Raw genomic sequence first — 20626 nt, 5'->3', positions numbered from 1 at the left:
CTTTTAATGAAACAAAATATCCATGTTTAAGCTAATTCATACTCATCAAGAGCAGGCAAAACGTGTATTGCTGATGCTGGCGTTTGCCTTTGCGCCGTTGCTGATCCTCTGGCAATTATTGATCGCCGACGCAGACCGTCATATAGCAACCGAGGTTTCCAGTTCCAGCCGGTTTGTGCTTAGACAGTCTGATGCGATTCTCGACAAAGCGGTGACGATGTCGAACTCCCTGGCGTCGCTTGTTGGCACCAGTTGCTCCTATGCACAGCAGCGGTTGCAGCCAGAAGGAACCTTGCAGCCTTACTACCGCACACTGTGGCTGGTCAAAGATAATCGCGTGTATTGCTCGTCGGCAGTCGCTGTCATCGATCAGCCATTGAAAGAAATTTTGCCTTGGGTTACTGACTTGCCCGTTGGCAGAAATTTTTATATGGTCAAAGGAACGCCTCTGGTGCCTGACCGGCCGGCCATCGTGGTTTCGCTAGGATTGAGCAAGGGCAGGGGCGTGCTGGTCGTGGTGGATGGGCAGTACCTGCTGGATGCGATGAGTGCGGCCGGGCAGGGTGGGAGTTATCTGACGGCGCTGAAGATAGAGGGTAGTCCGGCGCATATCGTGAGTGACAGCAGTCTGACAGAATCCGCCAGTTATTCAGAGCTATACGACGTGTCGCAATCCTCTTCCTATCCGGTCGCCATTGAGACCAGAGTTCAGCGGGGTCTGGCCAATCGTTATCAGAAAGAGCTGTTGCCGCACTATGCGCCTTACATGCTGTTGTTAAGCTTGCTGGCAGCGTATCTTGCGCACCGTTTTTACCGGCAGCGCACTTCCATGGCTGCGGAGATCCGACGCGGCATGGCGCTCGGTCAATTCCATATGGTGTACCAACCGGTGATTGATCTGGAGACCAGCCGTTGCGCCGGGGCGGAAGCCTTGATGTGCTGGAATCATCCGGTTTACAAGACGGTGACGCAGGATGTGTTCATGCGCGTTGCGGAGAATAATCAATTAGCCGTCAAGCTGATTCAGCACATGCTCACGCTGGTACGGCGCGACTTGCTTGAGGTGAAATTGCCGGTTGGATTTACACTCCATTTGAATGTGATGGCAGAACATATTTGCGACAACGTCATCATCACGGATATGGAAAGTTTCATGGCGGGACTGGAGACGAAGAAGTTGCATTTTTGTCTCGAAATGACAGAGCGCAAGCCTTTATTGGAAAGCAAATTGTTGCTGATGAATATGCGGGTCTTGCAGTCGATGGGGATGAAAATTGCCATCGATGATTTTGGAACCGGTCACAGCACACTCGATTATCTGGAGAAGTATCGCGTGGATGTGCTGAAAATCAACAAGCGGTTTTTATCCATGATTGCCGATGAGACGACCGAGATGCCCGTACTCAACGCCATCATTAGCCTTGGTCGGCAGCTGAATCTGAAACTGGTGACAGAGGGCGTGGAAAACGAATGCCAGGCCGGCTACCTGCGTAGCAGAGGGGTGAAATTCGGGCAGGGTTCTTTATTTGCCGAGCCCATGTCTTTGCTGGCGCTTTCGGCATGGTTGCCGTCAGCGAGCGGTTCTGGTCAATCAAAGGCGTCGCCGGGTAGTGGTGGGCGCGACACAAGTGCAGCGTAAGAGGCGTCGCCCGGAGTGTGCGTGTGCCGGGCAGCAGATTCGAAGCTGATGATTCACAGCGCCCTAAATTAAAAGACGGTAGGCGCGTTATCGGGTGTCGCTGATGCGTCGCCAGAACCGGACTGATCGGGTGACGCGGCAGAGGCCTGATAGCGTTTGAAAATAGTGTCGATAATTTCAAGGAAATGGTGGCAGGCACTTTCGCACGCCACAATGCCTTTTTCAGCGCATCGGTTTTTCAGCGTCTGGCAAGTATCGGCAGCTTGTGTTTCGTTGAGAATGCAGAGCGCGCCGTAGACCTTGTGCAGCCGATTGTCGAAGCTGTCGGCATCTTGCGCTTCCAGAGCCTGTACCAAGCCGGCGCGATCCTGTTGCCAGCATTCGGTAAAGGCATCTTTCAAATCCTGATGAATGATGCGTGGTGCATGGCTGACGGTAGTCACGTTCACGGCAGATGCCGCCGGTTCTATTTTCAACAGATAGCGGTCCAGTGTGGCGCGAAGCTGGTCAATCGTCACTGGCTTATGCATCGACTGCGTAAAGGCGCTTAATCCTGCGCCCAGATCTTGCTGGGCCGATGCCGTCATCGCCAGAATGGGTATCGTTGCTCCCCGTGCGCGCAAAGCGAACAGTAATTCGATGCCATCCATATTGGGCATGCCCAGATCCGTGATGACCAGATCAACCGGTTGCCGTTCCCAGATAGCGACTGCTATTACGCCGTCCTTTGCCAGAATCGAGTTGGTATAGCCGCAGGCATTGAGTTGATTGTGGATCAGCTTGCTATTGACCACATCGTCTTCAGCAACCAGGATGGAGAACTGCGCGCGCTCGGCGTCGAGATCGTCCTGTTCAGGAGGCGGCAATTGTGGTGCCATCGATTTGCCATCGATCATGGCAAAGATCGCCGCCTGGAATGTTTTTGAGGCGAAGGCGCTGATATAGGTCACGCCGTTTATCGTTTCAGGGTACAGCGGACCCCGCGGCGAGATGAGCATCTGTCCGATCAAACGGGGATCGCTTGAGGAGAGTTCCAGCGAGAGTTCCGACGAGGGTTCCAACGTGGGTGCCAATGCGGCTTCTTGCACATCGGTGATGCTGGTATAGGCGGCGAATAACAGGAGAGTCGGCGTTTCCAGCGCCTCGTTGTCGAGCTGTTGCAAGGTGTTGATGCCGACCGCATGCAAGCCCCACTGGCCAAGCTGGAGCACGAGCGACCTGCGCCAGAAAATATGTTCGCAAACCACGACGATGCGCAGGTTGGGACGCATTGGCAGCGGAGGTGAGGCGACGGCTTCAAGATCAATGAGCAGCGGGAGATCGATGGTGAAGATGCTGCCGATGGAGGTTTCACTTTCGACTCTGATGTGGCCATGCATTAACTCCGTGAGGCTTTTGCATAAGGCCAGTCCAAGGCCGGTACCCTTGTTGCTGTGTGCCGACTGGCCTACCTGGGTGAACGGTTGAAAAATCCGTTTTATGTCTTCTGCTGACATGCCGCAGCCGGAGTCCGAGATTTGCAAGCGTAACCAGTTCTGGCCATTTTCGCTGATGCTCTGAGCGCTGATGGTGATCGAGCCTGCAGCGGTAAATTTGGCGGCGTTACTCAGCAGATTCATCAGAATTTGCGTGATTCTATGGCTATCGCCAATCAGCGCCTGCGGGAATGGCGAGAGAAACACACAATAGAGCCGGATGTTTTTGTCGTTGATGAGGGCTGCAAAAGTCTGCGTGCAATTTTCCAGTAGCTCGACGATGTGGAACGGCCGGGCGGCTAGTTTCAGCTCATGCGCTTCTACCTTCGATAAATCGAGAATATCGTTGATCAGATTGAGCAGCGCATCGAAGGAGTGACGGATGATGTCCACCCGCATCCTTTGACCAGGAAGCAGTTCACGATCCCGCGCCAGCAGTTCCAGATTGCCTAATGCGCCGTGGAGTGGCGTGCGGATTTCATGACTCATTGCCGCGAGGAAGAGCGATTTTGCCTGGCTGGCCTGGTCGGAAGTTTTTTTCGCATTTTCCAGCAAGCGTTCGGTTTGTTTGCGCTGGCTAATGTTGGTGAGTGAAAACAGGATCACATTACGGTTGCGCAAGCGGGTCCAGGACATCACCGTTTCGATTTCAATGCGTTCGCCGTTCGGACCGATAATGACATTCTCTTGCGTCCCGCTGTCAGCGACCGGGATCATGCCGGCCCGGGTATCGCGGTATATCAGTTCCCGATAGAAGGCGCTGCCATTTTCCGGTTGGGATTCAAGCAAATCCCGGGCGATGCTGTTTTGCACGACGATAGAGAAATCGATAGGGTCGACGACGCTCAGCCCGACCGGGGCGGACGCCACCACGATACGATTGAAAGCCTCACTCTCGGCCAAGAGTTTGGATTTCAAGGTCATTGGTTTGAGCGTGTGGCGATCGAAAAACAGGACCGCAGCCCAGACCAGCAGCAGCAGTAACAGCGTGCCGATCAGTGTGGGTAGCAAGGCGCTGTGAGGGGAAAGCAGCGCTGATTTCCAGTTGAAAATATAAACGGCAATCCAGTTCAGATCGGGAAGTCTTTGCGTAATCAGCGTGTTCGATCCGCGATGGGTGAACTGAAGCTGGGTACCGGTCTGCCTGAAAACATCATCGGCATTTTTCAGCACATCGCTCCATCGCTCGATGTTGTTATTGGCGGCATCGACTGGTGTCCAGTGCTCTCCCTCTGCCCGGACGATGAAAAAACCTTCCTGCATGTTTTTTGTGGAAAATAATTCCGCGATTTTGTGATCTGAAGTGCGTACGACGATCGCCCCAACCCTGACTTTATTATGGAATATAGGCGCGGCCAGATAGGAGGCTTTTTCGCCTGTTTCAGGGTCAAATAAAACCGGAATGGAAACAACGCGATGTACCTTCAGGACGTCCGGCGAAATAGTCGACAGGTAAGCGTCTATGGCCGAAATGTGGTCGGCAATAAAGGCCTTGATGTTGTTGTCGGCGCGAATGATCTTGCGTGCTTGCTCGCCGAGCGGCGGAATCGTCGCCAGGAAATCGCCTTCGGTCGTGTAGAAAAATCCGCCGAAGACGGTGCCCTTGTCACGCATGCGTACCGCGGGGGCGGGGGAATAGGCGCGCAGGATACGCAGATAGGTGGCGAGCCGCGGCTTGTCTTCCGGGCGGGTGAGTGAGCTGACCAGCGAGTAAGGGACGACGGTGAGATCGGGCTCCGTTTCTAGTCCTGATGGGTCGGCAAGCAAGGCCTGTTGATATTTGCTGACAGGGACATCGTCCAGCTCATGCAGGTCCCAGGTGTGTTCGTAAAACTCCACTAATTGCGTCATTTCAATAATGATGCGGTCGGTTTCGTTTTTGACGCGTTCGCGTTGGGCAATGAAAATATCGCGTTGCTCATCCAGTTGGGATTCGATCCGCACCCTGCCATCGAGGAAGCCCAGCAAAAGAATGGCCAGTGTCAGTATCAGTGCGCCTACATAGAGCACTTTGCGGTCGTAGCGATTGGGCATCTCGATGATGTGATGCTTCATGTTTTTCCACATTGAAAGATGGTTTTCTGGTGGCCGATTGTTTCGGCGTGCGTGTGCGTTTCCTGGTGAGGGGCGGCAATTCGGAGCGGTAAGTTTTCACACCTGGGAACTGGGCGCTGTGCGCCTGCAGAAAGCCTTAGTGTTGGTTTTGGGTCAATAGTTTGAAGCTTGAAAGCAATTCGATATCGCTTCTGGCGCCGAGCTTTTGCATGGCCGATTGCTTGCCGGCAATCACGGTCTTCAGACTATGTTGCGTCATCTGCGCAATTTCACTCAGCGTCATGCCGCCGGTGAAAAAACGGACGATCTCTAGTTCATGCAAGGATAGTCCGGTGTTGCCGCCATCTCCAGCTTTTTCGGTCGATGAGGCGCGGAAGTGGGCGGACATTGCCTGCGAGGTTTGCGGGTCGATGTAGCGCTCACCTTGCATTGCCTTGCGAACGATGTTTGGCAATTCCGAAAAATCGCCGCTGCGTTTGCTGAGGAATCCTGTCACGCCCAGCTTCATGACATGCTCGACGACGGTCATGTCGTCATGCGAAGTCAGCAGGATGATTTTCATGTCAGGATAATGTTTGCGGATGCGTTGCAACATGGGCAATCCATCCGGCTGGTCGCTGCCGCAAAACGAGTAGTCGCACAGCAAGACGTTATAAGTGGATGCCTCCAGCGCTGCCATCAGTTCGGACACCATTTGCACGGTGGCGACGACATCAATATCGCCATGTTTTTCCAGCGACTTGCTGATGCCAAGCAACACGACCTGATGGTCGTCGGCGATCAGAACCCGGATGGGCGGATTGGCATGGCCGACAGGGTGCGCTGGAATATTGTCTGGTGGCATTGTCATGGGCGACGCACGCTGTGGTTTGTCGGATAAGCGCGGGTGTGCCGCTGTATTTGGTTCGAAAAAAACGGGCTTTCTTGTGGAAAGCTTGTAGAAATAATCAGACGTTCGGTCGCAGGCATCTCGGTTCCTTTGTCGTAGCCGATAGAAATCGCAAAAGGGATTTTATGATGACGATAATTGCAATATCGATACATAAGACAAATCTGTAAAACCAACTAGGATAAATCTTAAATTAATATTTTTCTGTCGATGCTTATGCCGCTCCCGGTCGGCTTGATACTGCTGGATGGACGACACCCGTAAGCAAGGGCAGTCTTTCCATTTTTGCCGACAATATAGCGCTGTTACTTTTTTCTGCCGTATTCGCAACCCGAAAAATTCAAGAAACTTGTTCCGTCAAATTTAAACGGGGAGGTCGCCTATTTTCTAAGGGGGGTCGCACGGTCGCTCATGATGACCGAATGCCTGCCATAACGGTATCGTAAAACGGTCGATTCAAGCTCGTTTTAATTTGCACGATATGCCAAGTTATTTCAGCGATCTTGCCACGGCGCAGGTCAGTGCCGAGTGAAATGCAGGAGGTATACTAGGGCGCGTTGACGTTTCATTTGTCCGTATCTCAAGAGAGCAAGCGCATGATTCCCGTAACTGAGGTCGCCCCGACATTCTCCACCGCGTCCGTGCTGCCGCCAGTACGCCTGGAAATTCGCAATTTGTGCGCCGGCTATGGCGCGACGCAGGTGGTGCGCGGCGTAAGCGTTTCAGTGCGGGCGGGCGAAGTGGTCGCGATGCTGGGGCGCAATGGCTCCGGCCGCTCAACACTGTGTCAGGCGATCACCGGTTTGCTGGAACAGCGGCGCGGCAGCGTGCAGCTGGATGGAAAGGAACTCATTGCTTGCGCTGCCCATGAGGTGGCGCTTGCGGGTATCGCTTATGTGCCGGAACAGCGCATGATTTTTGACCATTTGACGGTCGAAGAAAATCTCTTGCTCGGAAAGAAACCCCGCAATGTGCCGCATGCCCTGCATGTGTCTCAATGGAGCATGGAGGAGATGTATCACTTCTATCCCCGTTTATACGAGAGACGTTCGGTGCGTGCTGGCCTGCTGTCCGGTGGAGAGCAGCAATTGCTGGCCTTGTTCCGCAGCCTGATCGGTAATCCCTTGGCGATTGTGATCGATGAGCCAAGTGAAGGGCTGGCGCCGCAGTTGCTGGAAGTGCTTGTCGATGTCATCGCAGAAATGAAGCGACGTGGCCTGGCCGTTTTATTGATGGAACAAAAACAGGCGCTGGCATTGCGTAGTGCCGACCGCGTGCTGATCCTTGGCCGCGGCGCGCTGGTATTCGATGGCAGTGTTGTTCAGTTCGGTCTGGCCGATGAGATAAGACGCACCTGGTTGCCGTCAGATTAGGCGCCTGCGATTCAGCTTTGTTGGCGCGCTTGCACATCGTCGGCACTGGAAAAGGACTGCGCCAGAAAATCCAGAAACAAGCGGATTCGCGATGACAGCCGGTGCCGTTGCGGATAGACCGCATAAATATCTGCGCCCGGGGTGTGATAAGGCTCCAGAACCTGCACCAGCTGGCCGCTTTCCAGATGGCGCTCAACGTCCCATGCGGCGCGCATGACAATACCCATCCCGGCAATAGCCCAATTGACGGCAATCTCGCCGTCATTGGTGGTCAGATTGCCGCGCACCTTCACCGTTTCCGTTTTCTGCCGCGCACCCTTGCCCGTCGATAAGCGCCAGACGCCATAGGCATCGTCACCCTGCCGGATGCCGATGCAATTATGGTAAATCAAATCGAGCGGCGCGAGCGGCGTGCCGTACTCCATCAGATACGAAGGTGAGGCGCACAGCAAGCGGCGGTTCGGTGCCAGATGGCGGGCGATCACGCGAGCGTCGGGCGGTTCGCCGAAGCGTATGCAAATATCAAAGGCATCGTCGCTCAGCGGCGGCGGATCGGCAGAGAGCTGCAACTGGACGTCGACCTCCGGATATTGTCTGACGTAGCGCGCAATAACCGGCGCGACATGGTGGCGGCCGAATCCCAGCGTGGCATTGATGCGCAGTAAACCTTTAGGTTGACCGGCGGAGCCTGCCAGCAATTGATCCAGATCGTCTATGTCGCCGAGTATGCGTCGGGCATGCTCCAGAAACACTTCCCCTTCCGGCGTCAGGCTCATGCGGCGCGTGGTGCGGTTGAGTAGCGGCAGACCCAGACGCGCCTCCATCAGCGCCAATCGTTTGCTCACGGCAGGCGTCGTGACGCCCAGCTCACGCGCGGCCGCACTCAGGCTGCCCGAGGTCGCGAGGGTAGTAAAAAAGCCCAGTTCTGCTGCTTGAATGCCTGTCGTCATCCCGTCATGATAAAGCGATTATTAAATTCAGGTTAACAATGGATGCACTTTTGCCCTGTATTGCGCAGCGCTTCATGGTTCAGAATGGTGGCTGGATTCCACACCGGATTGCTGGCGTATTGAAATCAATATCCCTCTACATCGCATCTCAACAAGGACGACATCATGAACACATATCAAATCGCAACCATCCCCGGCGACGGCATCGGCAAGGAAGTTATCCCGGCAGGACGAGAAGTACTGGAAGCGCTGGCGGCGGCAAACGGCAGCTTCGCTTTTGCATTTGAAAACTTCGGCTGGGGTGGTGATTACTACCGCCAGCACGGCGTCATGATGCCCGAGGACGGTCTGGATGCGTTGCGCGGCAAGGACGCCATCCTGTTCGGCTCGGCCGGCGACCCGGATATTCCCGACCACATCACGCTCTGGGGCTTGCGACTGAAAATATGTCAGGGCTTCGACCAGTACGCCAACGTGCGTCCGACCCGCATCCTGCCCGGCATTGACGGACCGCTCAAGCGCTGCGCCGTGGAAGATCTGAACTGGATCATCGTGCGCGAAAATTCCGAAGGCGAATACTCCGGCGTCGGCGGGCGGGTGCATCAAGGCCATCCTATCGAGGCGGCGACCGACGTTTCGATCATGACGCGCGTGGGCGTCGAACGTATTTTGCGCTACGCATTCAAGTTGGCGCAATCGCGCCCGCGCAAGCTGCTTACTGTAGTGACCAAGTCCAACGCGCAGCGTCATGCGATGGTGATGTGGGACGAAATCGCACTGCAAATCTCGCGTGAATTTCCTGATGTTACCTGGGACAAGGAACTGGTCGATGCCGCCACGGCGCGCATGGTCAACCGTCCCGCCACGCTCGATACCATTGTCGCCACGAATCTGCACGCCGACATTCTGAGCGATCTGGCCGCCGCGCTGGCGGGTAGCCTGGGGATTGCCCCGACCGGTAATATCGACCCCGAACGACGCTATCCCTCGATGTTCGAGCCTATCCACGGCTCGGCGTTTGACATTATGGGCAAGGGGCTTGCCAATCCGGTGGGCACCTTCTGGTCGGTGGTCATGTTGCTGGAGCATCTGGGAGAACATGCTGCCGCGCACAGCGTGATGCAGGCGGTGGAGCATGTGACGGCCAATCCGGCGCTGCACACCCGCGATCTGGGCGGGAAGGCGACCACGGTCGAAGTGACCCGCGCTGTATGCAGTTATCTGGAAGCGAACGGGCAAAACCGACGCGGCTGATTCCGCACGGATTTTTTCACCGGCGACCCTCCCCCAAGGTGCTGCCGGTGCGCGTTGTCTTCGAGCTTCGTCTGCCAGCAAAATCAATCCAGCCTGTGGTGGTGTTTGCGCAAAGCGCGAGCCTCACGCAGCGCTTCTTAGGTCACAAAATCCATTGCGAGTGTATCCAGAGCAGCTGATTGTCAGCGGGACATCGTACGACATGGCGAGGCGGCACGATTATTCGGGCGCGTATCGACGGTAGGAAAATGAGGGTGGTCGGAATGAGTCAGTTCGCTGTCCAACCACAGGATTTTCTATAGAGCGCAGGTAAAGAGTTTTTCCCAAATGGGAACAAAGTCAGCAATTTCCTTTAGTGGGGGCTTGACAAGGAAACTGAATGGGGCAAAATGGCGCAAGTCGTACGACGACGTACAATAACGGATAAAAATGAAATCACACGGGACATTGCTGCTTACCGGCGCAGCGGGAGCATTAGGCAAACAACTCAGGCATCGCCTGAAGGCAAACTGCGACGTGCTGCGTTTGAGCGACCGCGCCGAAATCGGCCCAGCCCAGGCAGGCGAAGAAGTCGTGCTGTGCGATCTGGCCAATGCTGCCGAAGTCGATGCCATGGTTGCTGGCGTGCAGGCGATTGTCCATCTGGGCGGGGTGTCGGTCGAGGCCGCATTCGAGCCGATCATGCAGGCCAACATCCTCGGCGCCTACAACCTCTATGAAGCAGCGCGCAAACACGGTGTCAAGCGCGTGGTGTTCGCCAGCTCCAACCATGTCACCGGGTTTTACCGCCAGTCGGAAACCATCGACGCCAGCGCAGCACCAAGGCCGGACGGCATGTACGGACTGAGCAAGGCCTTCGGTGAAGATTTGTCGCGCTTCTACTTTGATCGCTACGGCATAGAAACCGCCTGCATCCGTATCGGCTCCTCGTTCCCTGAGCCAAAGGACCGCCGCATGCTGGCCACCTGGCTCAGTTTCGACGACTTGCACCGCCTCATTGCCGCCTGCCTGACCACGCCGGTTGTGGGTCACAGCATCATTTTCGGCATGTCGGATAACGCCGTCACCTGGTGGGACAACCGCCTGGCGCGGCATATCGGCTACGTGCCGCAAGACAGTTCGGATGTATTTCGCGACGCCGTCTATGCAAAAACCAGCGCGCCTGATCTGAACGACCCGGTGGCCCAATTTCAGGGCGGCGGCTTCGTCGCTGCCGGACCATTCGGCTAAGCGACTAAAGGCAGCACGATGCACATACTCAGCACCACACGCAATCAAGTCGGCGAAAGTCCACTGTGGTCGGTCGCCGAACAGGCCTTGTACTGGGTCGATATCGAAGCGCGCCGCTTGCACCGCTTCGACTGGATTAGTCGCGTCGAGCAAACGTGGGATCTGGCAGAACGTCTGGCCTGCATTGCCCTGCACGCCGATGGCGGATTGATCGCCGGAATGGAAAGCGGCATTTTCCATTTGCGACCCGGTGCGAATGGTGTGTGCGCACAAGAGCGAATTCATGGCGTGCAATTTGTCCGCCAAGGCATGCGCTTCAACGATGGCCGATGCGACCGCGCAGGCCGGTTCTGGGTGACGAGCATGGTGATGGACATGCGCCTCAAAGCCGACGACGGCGCACTGTATTCGATGAGCCCGACAGGTTTTTCTGCGCCGTTAGTGAGCAATCTGGTGACCGGCAACGGCCTCGCATTCAGTCCCGATGGACGCACGATGTATTTTTCCGACTCGCATCCCAGCGTGCAAAAAATCTGGGCGATGGATCTGGATAGCAATGGTGTGCCGTCGAATCGCCGTCTGTTCGTCGACATGCTCAGTTACCCGGGACGTCCCGACGGCGCGGCTGTCGATGCAGAAGGGGCGTATTGGATTTGCGGCAACGACGCTGGTCAGATACATCGCTTCATGCCGGATGGCAGGCTGGATAAGACGATCAAGGTACCGGTCAGCAAGCCCTCAATGTGTTCCTTCGGCGGCCCGGAACTGGCCCATTTATTTATTACTTCGATCACGCCGGCGCAACCGGCAGAAGGTGTGGATGCCGCGCTCGACGGCGCGGTTTTCGTAATGCAACCCGGCGTACGGGGTCTTCCCGAAACGCCATTTCATCCGTAGGAAGAGACATGAAAACAACTACACGCAATCTGATGAATGTTATCGCGACGGTCGCACTCTGCGTCGCCGCCAGCCAGGTATCGGCCCGCAATTTCCGTTCTGCCGATGTGCATGGCAAAGAATTTCCTACCAATCTCGCGATCAAGTATATGGGTGAGCAACTCTCCAAATACACAGAGGGAAAAGACAATATCAAAGTCTTTGGCGACAGTGCGCTGGGATCGGAAAAAGACACCGTTGAGCAAGTAAAAATCGGCGCCATCGATATGGTGCGCGTCAACATCTCCGCCTTCCACGGCATCATTCCCGATACCCTGATCCCTTCGCTGCCATTCCTGTTCCGCGACATGGATCATTTCCGCACCACCATGTACGGCCCGCAAGGCGACAAAATTCTGGCCGCGTTTGATAAAGCCGGTTTCATCGGCCTGGCCATGTATGAAAGCGGCGCGCGTTCGGTCTACGGCAAAAAAGCAATCCGCACCGTTGCCGACATGAAGGGCGTAAAAATCCGCGTGCAGCCATCCGACCTGATGGTCAGCATGGTCAGCGCAGCAGGCGCTTCGCCGACACCGATGCCAATCGCAGAAGTGTATAGCGGCCTCAAATCGGGTCTGCTGGATGCGGCCGAAAACAACTATCCATCGTATGAAGAAGCCAAGCATTACGAATCGGCGCCGGTGTATTCGGAAACGATGCACGCCATGTCGCCTGAAGTCGTGGTGTTCTCCAAAAAAGTATGGCTGACACTGACGCCTCAAGAGCAGGCAGCCTTGCGCAAAGCGGCAAAAGATTCGATTCCTTTCTACGTGAAGCTGTGGGACGCACAAGAAAAAGAAGCCAAGGCAGCGGTCGTCAAGAACGGTGCCAAAGTCATCCCTGCTTCTGAAATTGATCGCAAGGGTTTCGTTGCTGCTGAAAAACCGGTCTGGGACAAGTTTGCCAATACCCCTGAACTGAAAGCGCTGGTGCAGGAAATCGTGAATGCCAAGTAAGGTCAAGTAAGGGCAAATAAAACCCAATCATGCTGATGTCAGCATGAACAAAGAACTCCCGCAGCACACGGATACCGCTGCTGCGGACATAAGGGAGGGCGCAGGGGGATACCCAGTGCGCCCTTCCGCTACTAAGAAAGGAGCCATCATGCGTTTGCTGACGGCCATTAATATCCGTCTTGCGCAAGGCATTCTGGCGGTAGCCGGCACGGCGCTGACGGCACTGGGACTGATCGTGATTTATGGCGTGGTGCTGCGCTATGCGTTCTCCGATGCACCGCCGTATGTCGAGCAAGTGGCCTTGCTGCTGGTGATCTCGGTCGCCATGTTCGGCGCTGCCGCGGGTGTGCGCGAGTCCGGGCATATTGGACTGGATTCCGTCGTCAAAAAATTGCCGCTGAAAGCGCAGGCGTTCTGCACGATTCTGGCCGAGATACTGATTCTCACGTTCGCCATGATGCTGTTTTGGGGCAGTCTGGAAATGGCCATATCGACCTACGAGTCGACCATTCCGACATTGGGAATTTCCGAAGCCTGGCGCTACTTTCCACCTATTGTTGCCGCTGTTCTTATCGCACTGTTTGCCATCGAACATCTGCTGAGCTTACTTACTTCTGAATCTGGAACAACCTCATGGAACTGACCGTCCTTTGCCTCAGCTTTGTGCTGTTGCTGGTGCTGGGTGTGCCGGTCGCTTTTGCGATTGGCCTGAGCTGCCTTGCTACCTACGTCGTTGAAGGATTGCCGATTGCTACCGCCATCCAGATGATGGTGTCGGGCATGAACGTCTTTACCTTCCTCGCCATTCCCTTCTTTATCTTTTCCGGCGAGCTGATGCTGCACGGGGGCATCGCCGACAAGATCATGGACTTTGCCCGCAATCTGGTCGGCCACTGGAAGGGCGGACTAGGGCTCGCCAATGTCGTGGCCAGTACCCTGTTCGGTGGCGTTTCCGGCTCACCGGTGGCAGACACGTCGGCCATGGGCGGGGTCATGATTCCGTTGATGAAGCGCGAAGGTTACAGCGCCGACTACGCCGTCAACGTGACCACGCATGCCTCGCTGACCGGCGCGCTGATGCCGACCTCGCACAACATGATCATCTACGCATTCGCCGCGCAAGCCGCTTCCGGCATGATAGGCACGCATGTGATCAAGGGCGTATCGATTGGCGATCTGATGTTTGCCGGATTGATCCCCGTCTTCTGGATCATGGTCTGCATGCTGATCGCCGCTTACTGGCAAGCCGCGCGCAATGGTTTTCCAAAGCGCGCCGATGGCAGCTCCATGCTGGAGCGTTTCCCAGGCTGGTACGCGGTACTGCGTTCCTTCCTGGCCGCCGTGCCGGGTCTGATGGTGATCATCGTGATTCTGGGCTGCGTGATGGGTGGCGTGGCGACCGCCACCGAAGCGGCCGCAATTGCCGTCGCGTATTCGCTATGCCTGACGGGTTTTATCTACAAGACGATCAACCGCAAGACGCTGGTCAAGGCGCTCATCAAGGCCTCCAAGACCACGGGCGTGATCCTGTTGCTGATCGGTGTTTCCAACATGCTGCGCTGGCAACTGGCGTATCTGGAAATTCCCGACGCGATCGAGGCCGCCTTGCTGCATGCCACCACCACGCCTTGGTTGATGCTGCTGTACATCAACATCATTCAGATTTTCCTGGGCATCTTCCTGGACATGGCCGCGCACATCCTGATCACAACGCCGCTGTTCTTGCCGCTGGCTATTGCCATGGGCGTCGGTCCGGTGCAGTTCGGCATGATGTTGTTGCTCAATTGCGCGCTCGGGCTGGTGCATCCACCGGTCGGTACGGTGCAGTTCATCGGTTGCGCCATCGGTAAAATTTCCATCGGCGAAGCGACCAAAACGGCCTGGCCTTATTACCTCGCGATATGGACGGCCATTAATCTGGTTACCTACGTGCCGGCATTTTCAACCTGGCTACCATCGGTAATTACAGGCCATCCGGTATTTTGATGATTCGGGGCTGGTAGAGAGATGTTTTCTCCGGCCCTGATGTTATTCTCAGGCCAGTTGACATTGAGTGAATGGCCGAGGAATGACTGATATGGATGCAGCCAAGAATACAGCGAACAATGCAGCGAACAATGCAGCGAACAATGCGCCATTGAAATCCGGATTGAATATGTTCGGATTGGCAGAACTGCATTCCGGTCATGCAGGCATGGAAAAAATCGTGCTGCAGCATCGCACCGGTGCCAGTGCCGACATTTACCTTCATGGCGGGCACGTCACTGCATGGCGTAACGCTGCCGGCGAAGAGCTGCTGTTCCTTAGCCGACAGTCCGCATGGGCGCAACATGCGCCGATTCGGGGCGGCATCCCGATTTGTTGGCCCCAGTTCAGCGGGCAGGGACCCTTGCCGCGACACGGCTTCGCACGCTTGCTGGAGTGGGAATGGGTTGCCTCGGAAGTGCGTGAGGGCGATGTCAGCGTGACTTTGCGTCTGCGCCATAACGATTTCAGTCTGCATCTGTGGCCCGGTCATTTCGAGCTGTCACTGGTCGTCACGCTTTCTTCCTCCTCCTTGCAGCTCACCCTCTCTGTTCTCAATACCGGCGATGCGCCGTTTGATTTTCAGCTCGCTTTGCATTCGTATTTCTCTGTTGCCGATATCCGGCAGGCGCAAGTCAGAGGCCTGCAGGGGGCTTCCCAACTGTCCTTGCAGCAGCCAGAATTGCCGGCGCGTATCAGCGATGCCGCAGCACTCCGTTTCGATCAGGAAATCGACGCTATTTTCGCGCACACCGGGAATGCTATTTTCATCGACGACGAAGTCGCGCAACGAACCATGCAGATTCGCAAGACCGCCATGGACGATGTGGTGGTGTGGAATCCCTGGCAGGAAAAAGCGCTTGCCATGAGCGATTTTGGCGACGATGAATATGCCTCCATGCTTTGTGTCGAGTCCGGCAACATACTGCGGACGACACAGCTTCTTCCCGGACAGGACTGGCAAGGCAAGATGATTCTCCATTCTTGCGAAAAAACATGACCAATTTGAACGCGCACATGAACCATCCCTTGCGTCTGGCGCTGGCCAGTGAAATCCATTCCCGCCCCTTCATGGTGTTTGACGCACCGGCCCGGATTTCCCATCTCGCCATTCATTACGAAGAACGCGAACGCTCGCATCACGTGCTGCTCGATGCGCTATGCACACGCTTCGGCGTCGCCGTGCCGCATGCCGACGCACAGCATTTCTTTCATGACTTTGGCCATTTCCGCATCAAGTGGGAAAAGCACGCCGAATTTTCGACCTATACCTTCGTTGAGCCAGTCGTCGCAGACAACACAGAAAACGATCAACCGGATTTCGTCCTGACAGCCATGCGTCATGTCCCCGCCGACTGGCTGGCGCTACTGGACTCCGCCGTCATCGTTGCGTCGCATATCGCGACGGCCCGCACCAGTCTTGACCGTGTCGATGATCACAGCTTCAGAACGATTTTTCCCAGCTTGCCCATGGTGGGCAGCAAGGTCCTGTCTGACGGCGAAATCTGGAGCGACTTTCTGATCGGGCCGGATGGCTTTTCCCGTTACCTGATCCGCGATGTCGGCTTGCAGGAATCCCAAATGGGTCGGCTGGTGCAGCGCATTTGCGAAATCGAAACCTATCTGATGATGGCGCTGCTGGCTTTGCCGCATGCGCGCCAAGGTACGGCGCTGCTGGCACGGGTAGAAGAAGACCTGACGGCGCTTGGCGTACGTATGAGTACCCTGGAGATCGATGGCGATGCCGAAAGTTTGCTGCAAGAAATTTCCCGGCTCGACGCGCAAATCCGCAGCATGTCTTTCAAGTCCGGCTACCGCTTCAGCGCTGCGCAGGCGTATTACCGCATTGTCGGCGCACGCATCGGTGAATTGCGCGAACGCCGGATTGAAGGCATCCCGACCATCGGTGAATTCATGGAACGGCGGCTGGCGCCGGCGATGGATACCTGTATCTCGGTCGCAGCGCGGCAAGAAGCTATCGCGATGAAAATCAGCCGCGCCAACGACATGCTGCATACCCATGTCAATCTGGCGCAGGAGCGGCAAAGTCAGCGCGTGCTGCACAGCCTCAGCCGCAGTGCGCGACTGCAACTGCAAATGCAGCAAGCGGTGGAGGGGCTATCGGTGGTGGCGATCTCTTACTACGGGCTGGGTCTTGCCGGTTACGGCTTGAAGGCGCTCAAAGGCTGGGGTCTGGCAGTGCCGGTCGATCAGACCATTGGCCTGTTATTGCCGCTGGTGTGCGGCGCGGTCTGGATGGGTATCCGGCGCTTGCATCATCGGTTAAAAAATCAGGATGCGGTGGAGTCTTAGCGTTTGTCAGCACATTTGTCAGTGGATCGGCCAGTGCATTTGCCAGTTTTAGTCGATCACTGCTGCGCAGCCATCGGTAGGCAATGCCGCAACGCCCCCTACGACCGGCACCATTTTGATCACCGCCGAGGCGACACGGCAGGGGGCGGCGACCACGCCGCAGCCGGAAACGGTCGCTCCCACGCAGCCAAGCAACAGCAAGCTCAGGATCATTTTTATCTTCATCGTTCTTATTCCCTCAGAGGATCGCCGGCGGCATGTTGCTGCAACCACTGCCGGAATTGCGTCAGAGCAGTTTTCTCCTGTGCGGCTTCCGGCGTGACCAGATAATACCCACGTTTTCCGCGCAAGGGCCGGTTGCATACAATTTGTAACTCTCCCCGCGCCAACTCCGATTCCACCAACATACTCGGCATCAGCGCGACGCCCAGTCCGTGCGAGGCAGCCGTCGCCAGCATCGAAAACAATTCATAACGAGGGCCGTGCAGCGCCAGTTCGGAACTGACTTCCATTTCATCGAACCACTGCCGCCACGCTTTCGGACGCGTGCTTTGCTGCAACAAGGGCAGGCGCGTAATGTCCTGCGGCTGCCAGACTTTCCGCGTTGCCAATAAACGCGGACTCGCTACCGGCACCACATCCTCATGCATCAGCAGCGCCGCCTGCGTTCCCGGCCAGTTGCTCACTTGTTCGCTGGTGCCGGCATACAGCGCGGCATCGTATTCGCTATCGGCGAACAGGAACGGGCGGGTGCTGGCATCAATATGAATAGTGATGTCGGGATGCTGGCGCGCCAGTTCCGGCAAGCGCGGCAACAGCCAGCGCGTGGCAAAAGTCGGCACGGCAGCCAGATGCACCGCACCGCCACTGCCCTGATGCGCCATGGTATCGAGCGTATCGCGTTCCAGACCCTCCAGCCGGGCGCTGACCTGCCGCGCATAGGCCGCGCCCGCCGGGGTCAGCACCACGCCGTGTCGCGTGCGTCGGAAGAGCGCAATACCGAGGAAAGCCTCCAGCGCAGCAATCTGCCGCGATACCGCACTTTGGGACAGCGCCAGTTCGTGCGCCGCATGGGTGTAACTCTTGTGACGCGCAGCGGCTTCAAAGCAGGTCAGTGATTGCAGTAGCGGAATGGTGCGGGACATAACATGCTCAATCAGAATGAATTGAAAGCGATTGGATAAATTTGTATCAGTAGCATACGCAAAGATATGCATGATACGCATGTCTGCGTGCAAAAAAATCGTTTGCGCCAATGGCGACGACAACCTAACATGACTCAATAACAATCCCGCACCGTCCGTCTGGCAGCCCATGCCATCGTCGGTGCCCACACACTAGGCAAACAGATGGCTAAGAATGTATTTCAGTGGAATTCCCCCCTGCTGCTCGATGAGCAACTGACTAGCGAAGAACGGGCGGTGCGCGAAGCCGCGCAAGCGTACTGCCAGGATCGTCTGGTGCCGCGTGTGCTGGAATCTTTCCGCCATGAGCGCACCGACGCGGGCATCTTCCGCGAAATGGGCGAACTCGGTTTGCTCGGCGTCACCATTCCTGAAGCCTACGGCGGATCTGGTCTGAACTATGTCTGTTACGGACTGGTAGCGCGTGAAGTCGAGCGCGTCGATTCAGGATTCCGCTCGATGATGAGCGTGCAGTCCTCGCTGGTCATGGTGCCGATCAATGAATTCGGCAGCGAAGCCACCAAGCAAAAATACTTGCCGAAACTGGCGAGCGGCGAATGGATAGGCTGTTTCGGCCTGACCGAACCCGATCATGGCTCCGACCCCGGCAGCATGATCACGCGCGCCACCAAGGTGCCGGGCGGCTATTCGCTGAGCGGTTCCAAAATGTGGATCACCAATAGCCCGATTGCCGATGTTTTTGTGGTGTGGGCCAAGGACGACGAAGGTGCGATTCGCGGCTTCGTGCTGGAAAAAGGCTGGAAGGGACTGACCACGCCGGCGATTCACGGCAAAGTCGGTTTGCGCACCAGCATCACTGGCGAAATCGTCATGGACGGCGTGTTCTGTCCTGAAGAAAACGCCTTTCCTGAAGTGCGCGGATTGAAAGGCCCGTTCACCTGCCTCAACAGCGCACGTTACGGCATCGCCTGGGGCGCGCTAGGCGCAGCGGAAGATTGCTACCTCAAGGCACGGCAATACACGATGGACCGCAAGCAGTTCGGCCGGCCGCTGGCCGCGAACCAACTGATCCAGAAAAAACTGGCCGACATGCTGACCGAAATCACACTCGGCCTGCAAGGCTGTCTGCGACTGGGACGGATGAAGGACGAAGGCACGGACGCGGTGGAGATTACCTCCATCATGAAGCGCAACAGTTGCGGCAAGGCGCTGGACATCGCTCGCTTAGCGCGTGACATGCTGGGCGGCAACGGCATCAGCGACGAGTACGGCGTGATCCGGCATCTGGTGAATCTGGAAGTGGTCAATACCTACGAAGGTACGCATGATGTGCACGCGTTGATCATCGGTCGCGCCATTACCGGGATTGTGGCGTTTAGCTGAGTGGGGGCGGGCGTATGAGTTTGCGCCAGCCCGGCCTGCGGCCGGATCCTTCGATACGGCGCGTAGCGCCTACTCAGGACGAACGGTTTGTTGTGCGCCAAACAGTCCCGCAATTTTCCAGCACGCCGTCCTGACAAGCTCACTACCTCTCGACCGTTAGTTCTGGAAAAAATAAACTAATCCACCACCCGTTCGGCCTGAAAAATCCCCTTAATTCACTTGCCGTTTGGCTTGGGAAAAGTCCATTAATCCGCCTATCGTTCGTCCTGAGTAAAACCCGCGCGTCCCAACTCACCTATCGTTCATCCTGAATAAAACCGGCGCGTCCCAACTCACCTACCGTTCGTCCTGAGTAGGGACGCAGTCCCGTATCGAAGGATCCGGCCGTAGGCCGGGCGAATGAATGGGTTCCCCGTCACACCACCCCACTCGCCTTCAGCGCCGCCAGTTTTTCATCCGACAAGCCCAACATCGATTGCAGCACCTGCTTAGTCCCTTCGCCCAATTCCGGCGGCGCGCTGCGCACCGGTAGGCGCTCGCCGTCGAAACGATAAGGCGGCGCGAGCACCTTGACGCTGCCGGCGACAGGATAAAACCGGCGCGTCCTAACTCACCTACCGTTCATCCTGAGTAAAACCGGCGCGTCCCAATTCACCTACCGTTCGTCCTGAGTAGGGACGCAGTCCCGTATCGAAGGATCCGGCCGCAGGCCGGGCGAATGAATGGGTTCCCCGTCACACCACCCCACTCGCCTTCAGCGCCGCCAGTTTTTCATCCGACAAGCCCAACATCGATTGCAGCACCTGCTTAGTCCCTTCGCCCAATTCCGGCGGCGCGCTGCGCACCGGTAGGCGCTCGCCGTCAAAACGATAAGGCGGCGCGAGCACCTTGACCCTGCCCGCGACAGGATAAAACTGGCGCGTCCCAACTCACCTATCGTTCATCCTGAATAAAACCCGCGCGTCCCAACTCACCTACCGTTCGTCCTGAGTAGGGACGCAGT

Annotated in this window: 16 protein-coding genes and 2 pseudogenes; 11 read left to right on the top strand and 7 right to left on the bottom strand. The window is 56.4% G+C overall.

The features are described from left to right. Positions 1 to 22: 22 nt before the first annotated feature. A complete protein-coding gene (locus tag RGU70_RS02075; RefSeq protein ID WP_322207757.1) occupies positions 23 to 1639 on the top strand; it encodes an EAL domain-containing protein in 1617 nt (538 codons plus the stop codon). 68 nt (positions 1640 to 1707) lie between these two features. Here the strand turns inward: RGU70_RS02075 and RGU70_RS02070 are convergent, their stop codons facing one another. After that, positions 1708 to 5169 (bottom strand): hybrid sensor histidine kinase/response regulator, encoded by a 3462-nt coding sequence (locus tag RGU70_RS02070; RefSeq protein ID WP_322207756.1) that lies wholly within the window; start codon positions 5167 to 5169, stop codon positions 1708 to 1710. Positions 5170 to 5305: 136 nt separating this feature from the next. Then, entirely contained in the window at positions 5306 to 6019 is a 714-nt protein-coding gene (locus RGU70_RS02065) for a response regulator transcription factor (protein WP_322207755.1), read from the bottom strand. Positions 6020 to 6654: 635 nt separating this feature from the next. On the opposite strand from RGU70_RS02065, the gene RGU70_RS02060 reads away from it, so the two are divergent. Next, the gene (locus RGU70_RS02060) at positions 6655 to 7431 is read left to right on the top strand and encodes an ABC transporter ATP-binding protein (RefSeq protein WP_322207754.1); all 777 of its coding nucleotides are present in this window, start codon (positions 6655 to 6657) and stop codon (positions 7429 to 7431) included. Positions 7432 to 7442: 11 nt separating this feature from the next. On the opposite strand, the gene RGU70_RS02055 is transcribed toward RGU70_RS02060, so the two are convergent. Continuing rightward, positions 7443 to 8381 (bottom strand): LysR family transcriptional regulator, encoded by a 939-nt coding sequence (locus RGU70_RS02055; RefSeq protein WP_322207753.1) that lies wholly within the window; start codon positions 8379 to 8381, stop codon positions 7443 to 7445. 165 nt (positions 8382 to 8546) lie between these two features. Between RGU70_RS02055 and RGU70_RS02050 the strand changes: the two genes are divergently transcribed. From RGU70_RS02050 to RGU70_RS02015, 8 genes are all read left to right on the top strand, one after another. Next, a complete protein-coding gene (locus RGU70_RS02050; RefSeq protein ID WP_322207752.1) occupies positions 8547 to 9635 on the top strand; it encodes a tartrate dehydrogenase in 1089 nt (362 codons plus the stop codon). A 429-nt stretch (positions 9636 to 10064) separates the two neighbouring features. Continuing rightward, positions 10065 to 10865: an NAD(P)-dependent oxidoreductase gene (locus RGU70_RS02045; protein WP_322207751.1), complete on the top strand. Its 801-nt coding sequence runs from the start codon at positions 10065 to 10067 to the stop codon at positions 10863 to 10865. 18 nt (positions 10866 to 10883) lie between these two features. Continuing rightward, positions 10884 to 11762 carry an SMP-30/gluconolactonase/LRE family protein gene (locus tag RGU70_RS02040; RefSeq protein ID WP_322207750.1) on the top strand — a complete coding sequence of 293 codons (879 nt, stop codon included), beginning with the start codon at positions 10884 to 10886 and terminating at the stop codon, positions 11760 to 11762. A gap of 8 nt (positions 11763 to 11770) precedes the next feature. Next, positions 11771 to 12757, top strand: coding sequence for a TRAP transporter substrate-binding protein (locus RGU70_RS02035; protein ID WP_416186468.1), 987 nt, complete (start codon positions 11771 to 11773; stop codon positions 12755 to 12757). A gap of 148 nt (positions 12758 to 12905) precedes the next feature. After that, positions 12906 to 13400: a TRAP transporter small permease gene (locus RGU70_RS02030; RefSeq protein WP_322207749.1), complete on the top strand. Its 495-nt coding sequence runs from the start codon at positions 12906 to 12908 to the stop codon at positions 13398 to 13400. After that, positions 13391 to 14743: a TRAP transporter large permease gene (locus RGU70_RS02025; RefSeq protein ID WP_322207748.1), complete on the top strand. Its 1353-nt coding sequence runs from the start codon at positions 13391 to 13393 to the stop codon at positions 14741 to 14743. The genes RGU70_RS02030 and RGU70_RS02025 overlap by 10 nt, the downstream gene beginning before the upstream one ends. 82 nt (positions 14744 to 14825) lie before the next feature. Then, positions 14826 to 15782 (top strand): D-hexose-6-phosphate mutarotase, encoded by a 957-nt coding sequence (locus RGU70_RS02020; protein WP_322207747.1) that lies wholly within the window; start codon positions 14826 to 14828, stop codon positions 15780 to 15782. Further along, on the top strand, positions 15779 to 17095 hold the full coding sequence (locus tag RGU70_RS02015) for a DUF3422 domain-containing protein (RefSeq protein WP_322207746.1): 1317 nt from the start codon (positions 15779 to 15781) through the stop codon (positions 17093 to 17095). Before RGU70_RS02020 ends, RGU70_RS02015 begins: the two co-directional genes overlap by 4 nt. Positions 17096 to 17143: 48 nt before the next feature. On the opposite strand, the gene RGU70_RS02010 is transcribed toward RGU70_RS02015, so the two are convergent. Then, complete coding sequence (locus RGU70_RS02010) at positions 17144 to 17308, bottom strand: DUF6726 family protein (RefSeq protein WP_416186542.1); 165 nt, start codon at positions 17306 to 17308, stop codon at positions 17144 to 17146. A gap of 17 nt (positions 17309 to 17325) precedes the next feature. Continuing rightward, positions 17326 to 18240, bottom strand: coding sequence for a LysR family transcriptional regulator (locus tag RGU70_RS02005; RefSeq protein WP_322207744.1), 915 nt, complete (start codon positions 18238 to 18240; stop codon positions 17326 to 17328). Positions 18241 to 18444: 204 nt separating this feature from the next. Between RGU70_RS02005 and RGU70_RS02000 the strand changes: the two genes are divergently transcribed. Further along, complete coding sequence (locus tag RGU70_RS02000) at positions 18445 to 19623, top strand: acyl-CoA dehydrogenase (protein ID WP_322207743.1); 1179 nt, start codon at positions 18445 to 18447, stop codon at positions 19621 to 19623. Positions 19624 to 20038: 415 nt separating this feature from the next. Here the strand turns inward: RGU70_RS02000 and RGU70_RS01995 are convergent. Next, positions 20039 to 20215 (bottom strand): annotated as a pseudogene (locus RGU70_RS01995) (CoA transferase); the annotation flags it as partial. Between the two features lie 142 nt (positions 20216 to 20357). Then, positions 20358 to 20534, bottom strand: a pseudogene (locus RGU70_RS01990) (CoA transferase); the annotation flags it as partial. Positions 20535 to 20626 lie beyond the last annotated feature (92 nt).

The organism is Herbaspirillum sp. RTI4 (genome assembly GCF_034313965.1).
Classification (GTDB): domain Bacteria; phylum Pseudomonadota; class Gammaproteobacteria; order Burkholderiales; family Burkholderiaceae_D; genus Herbaspirillum.
Note: the sequence above shows the minus strand (reverse complement) of the source record. Positions and strands in the feature narration are given on the sequence as shown.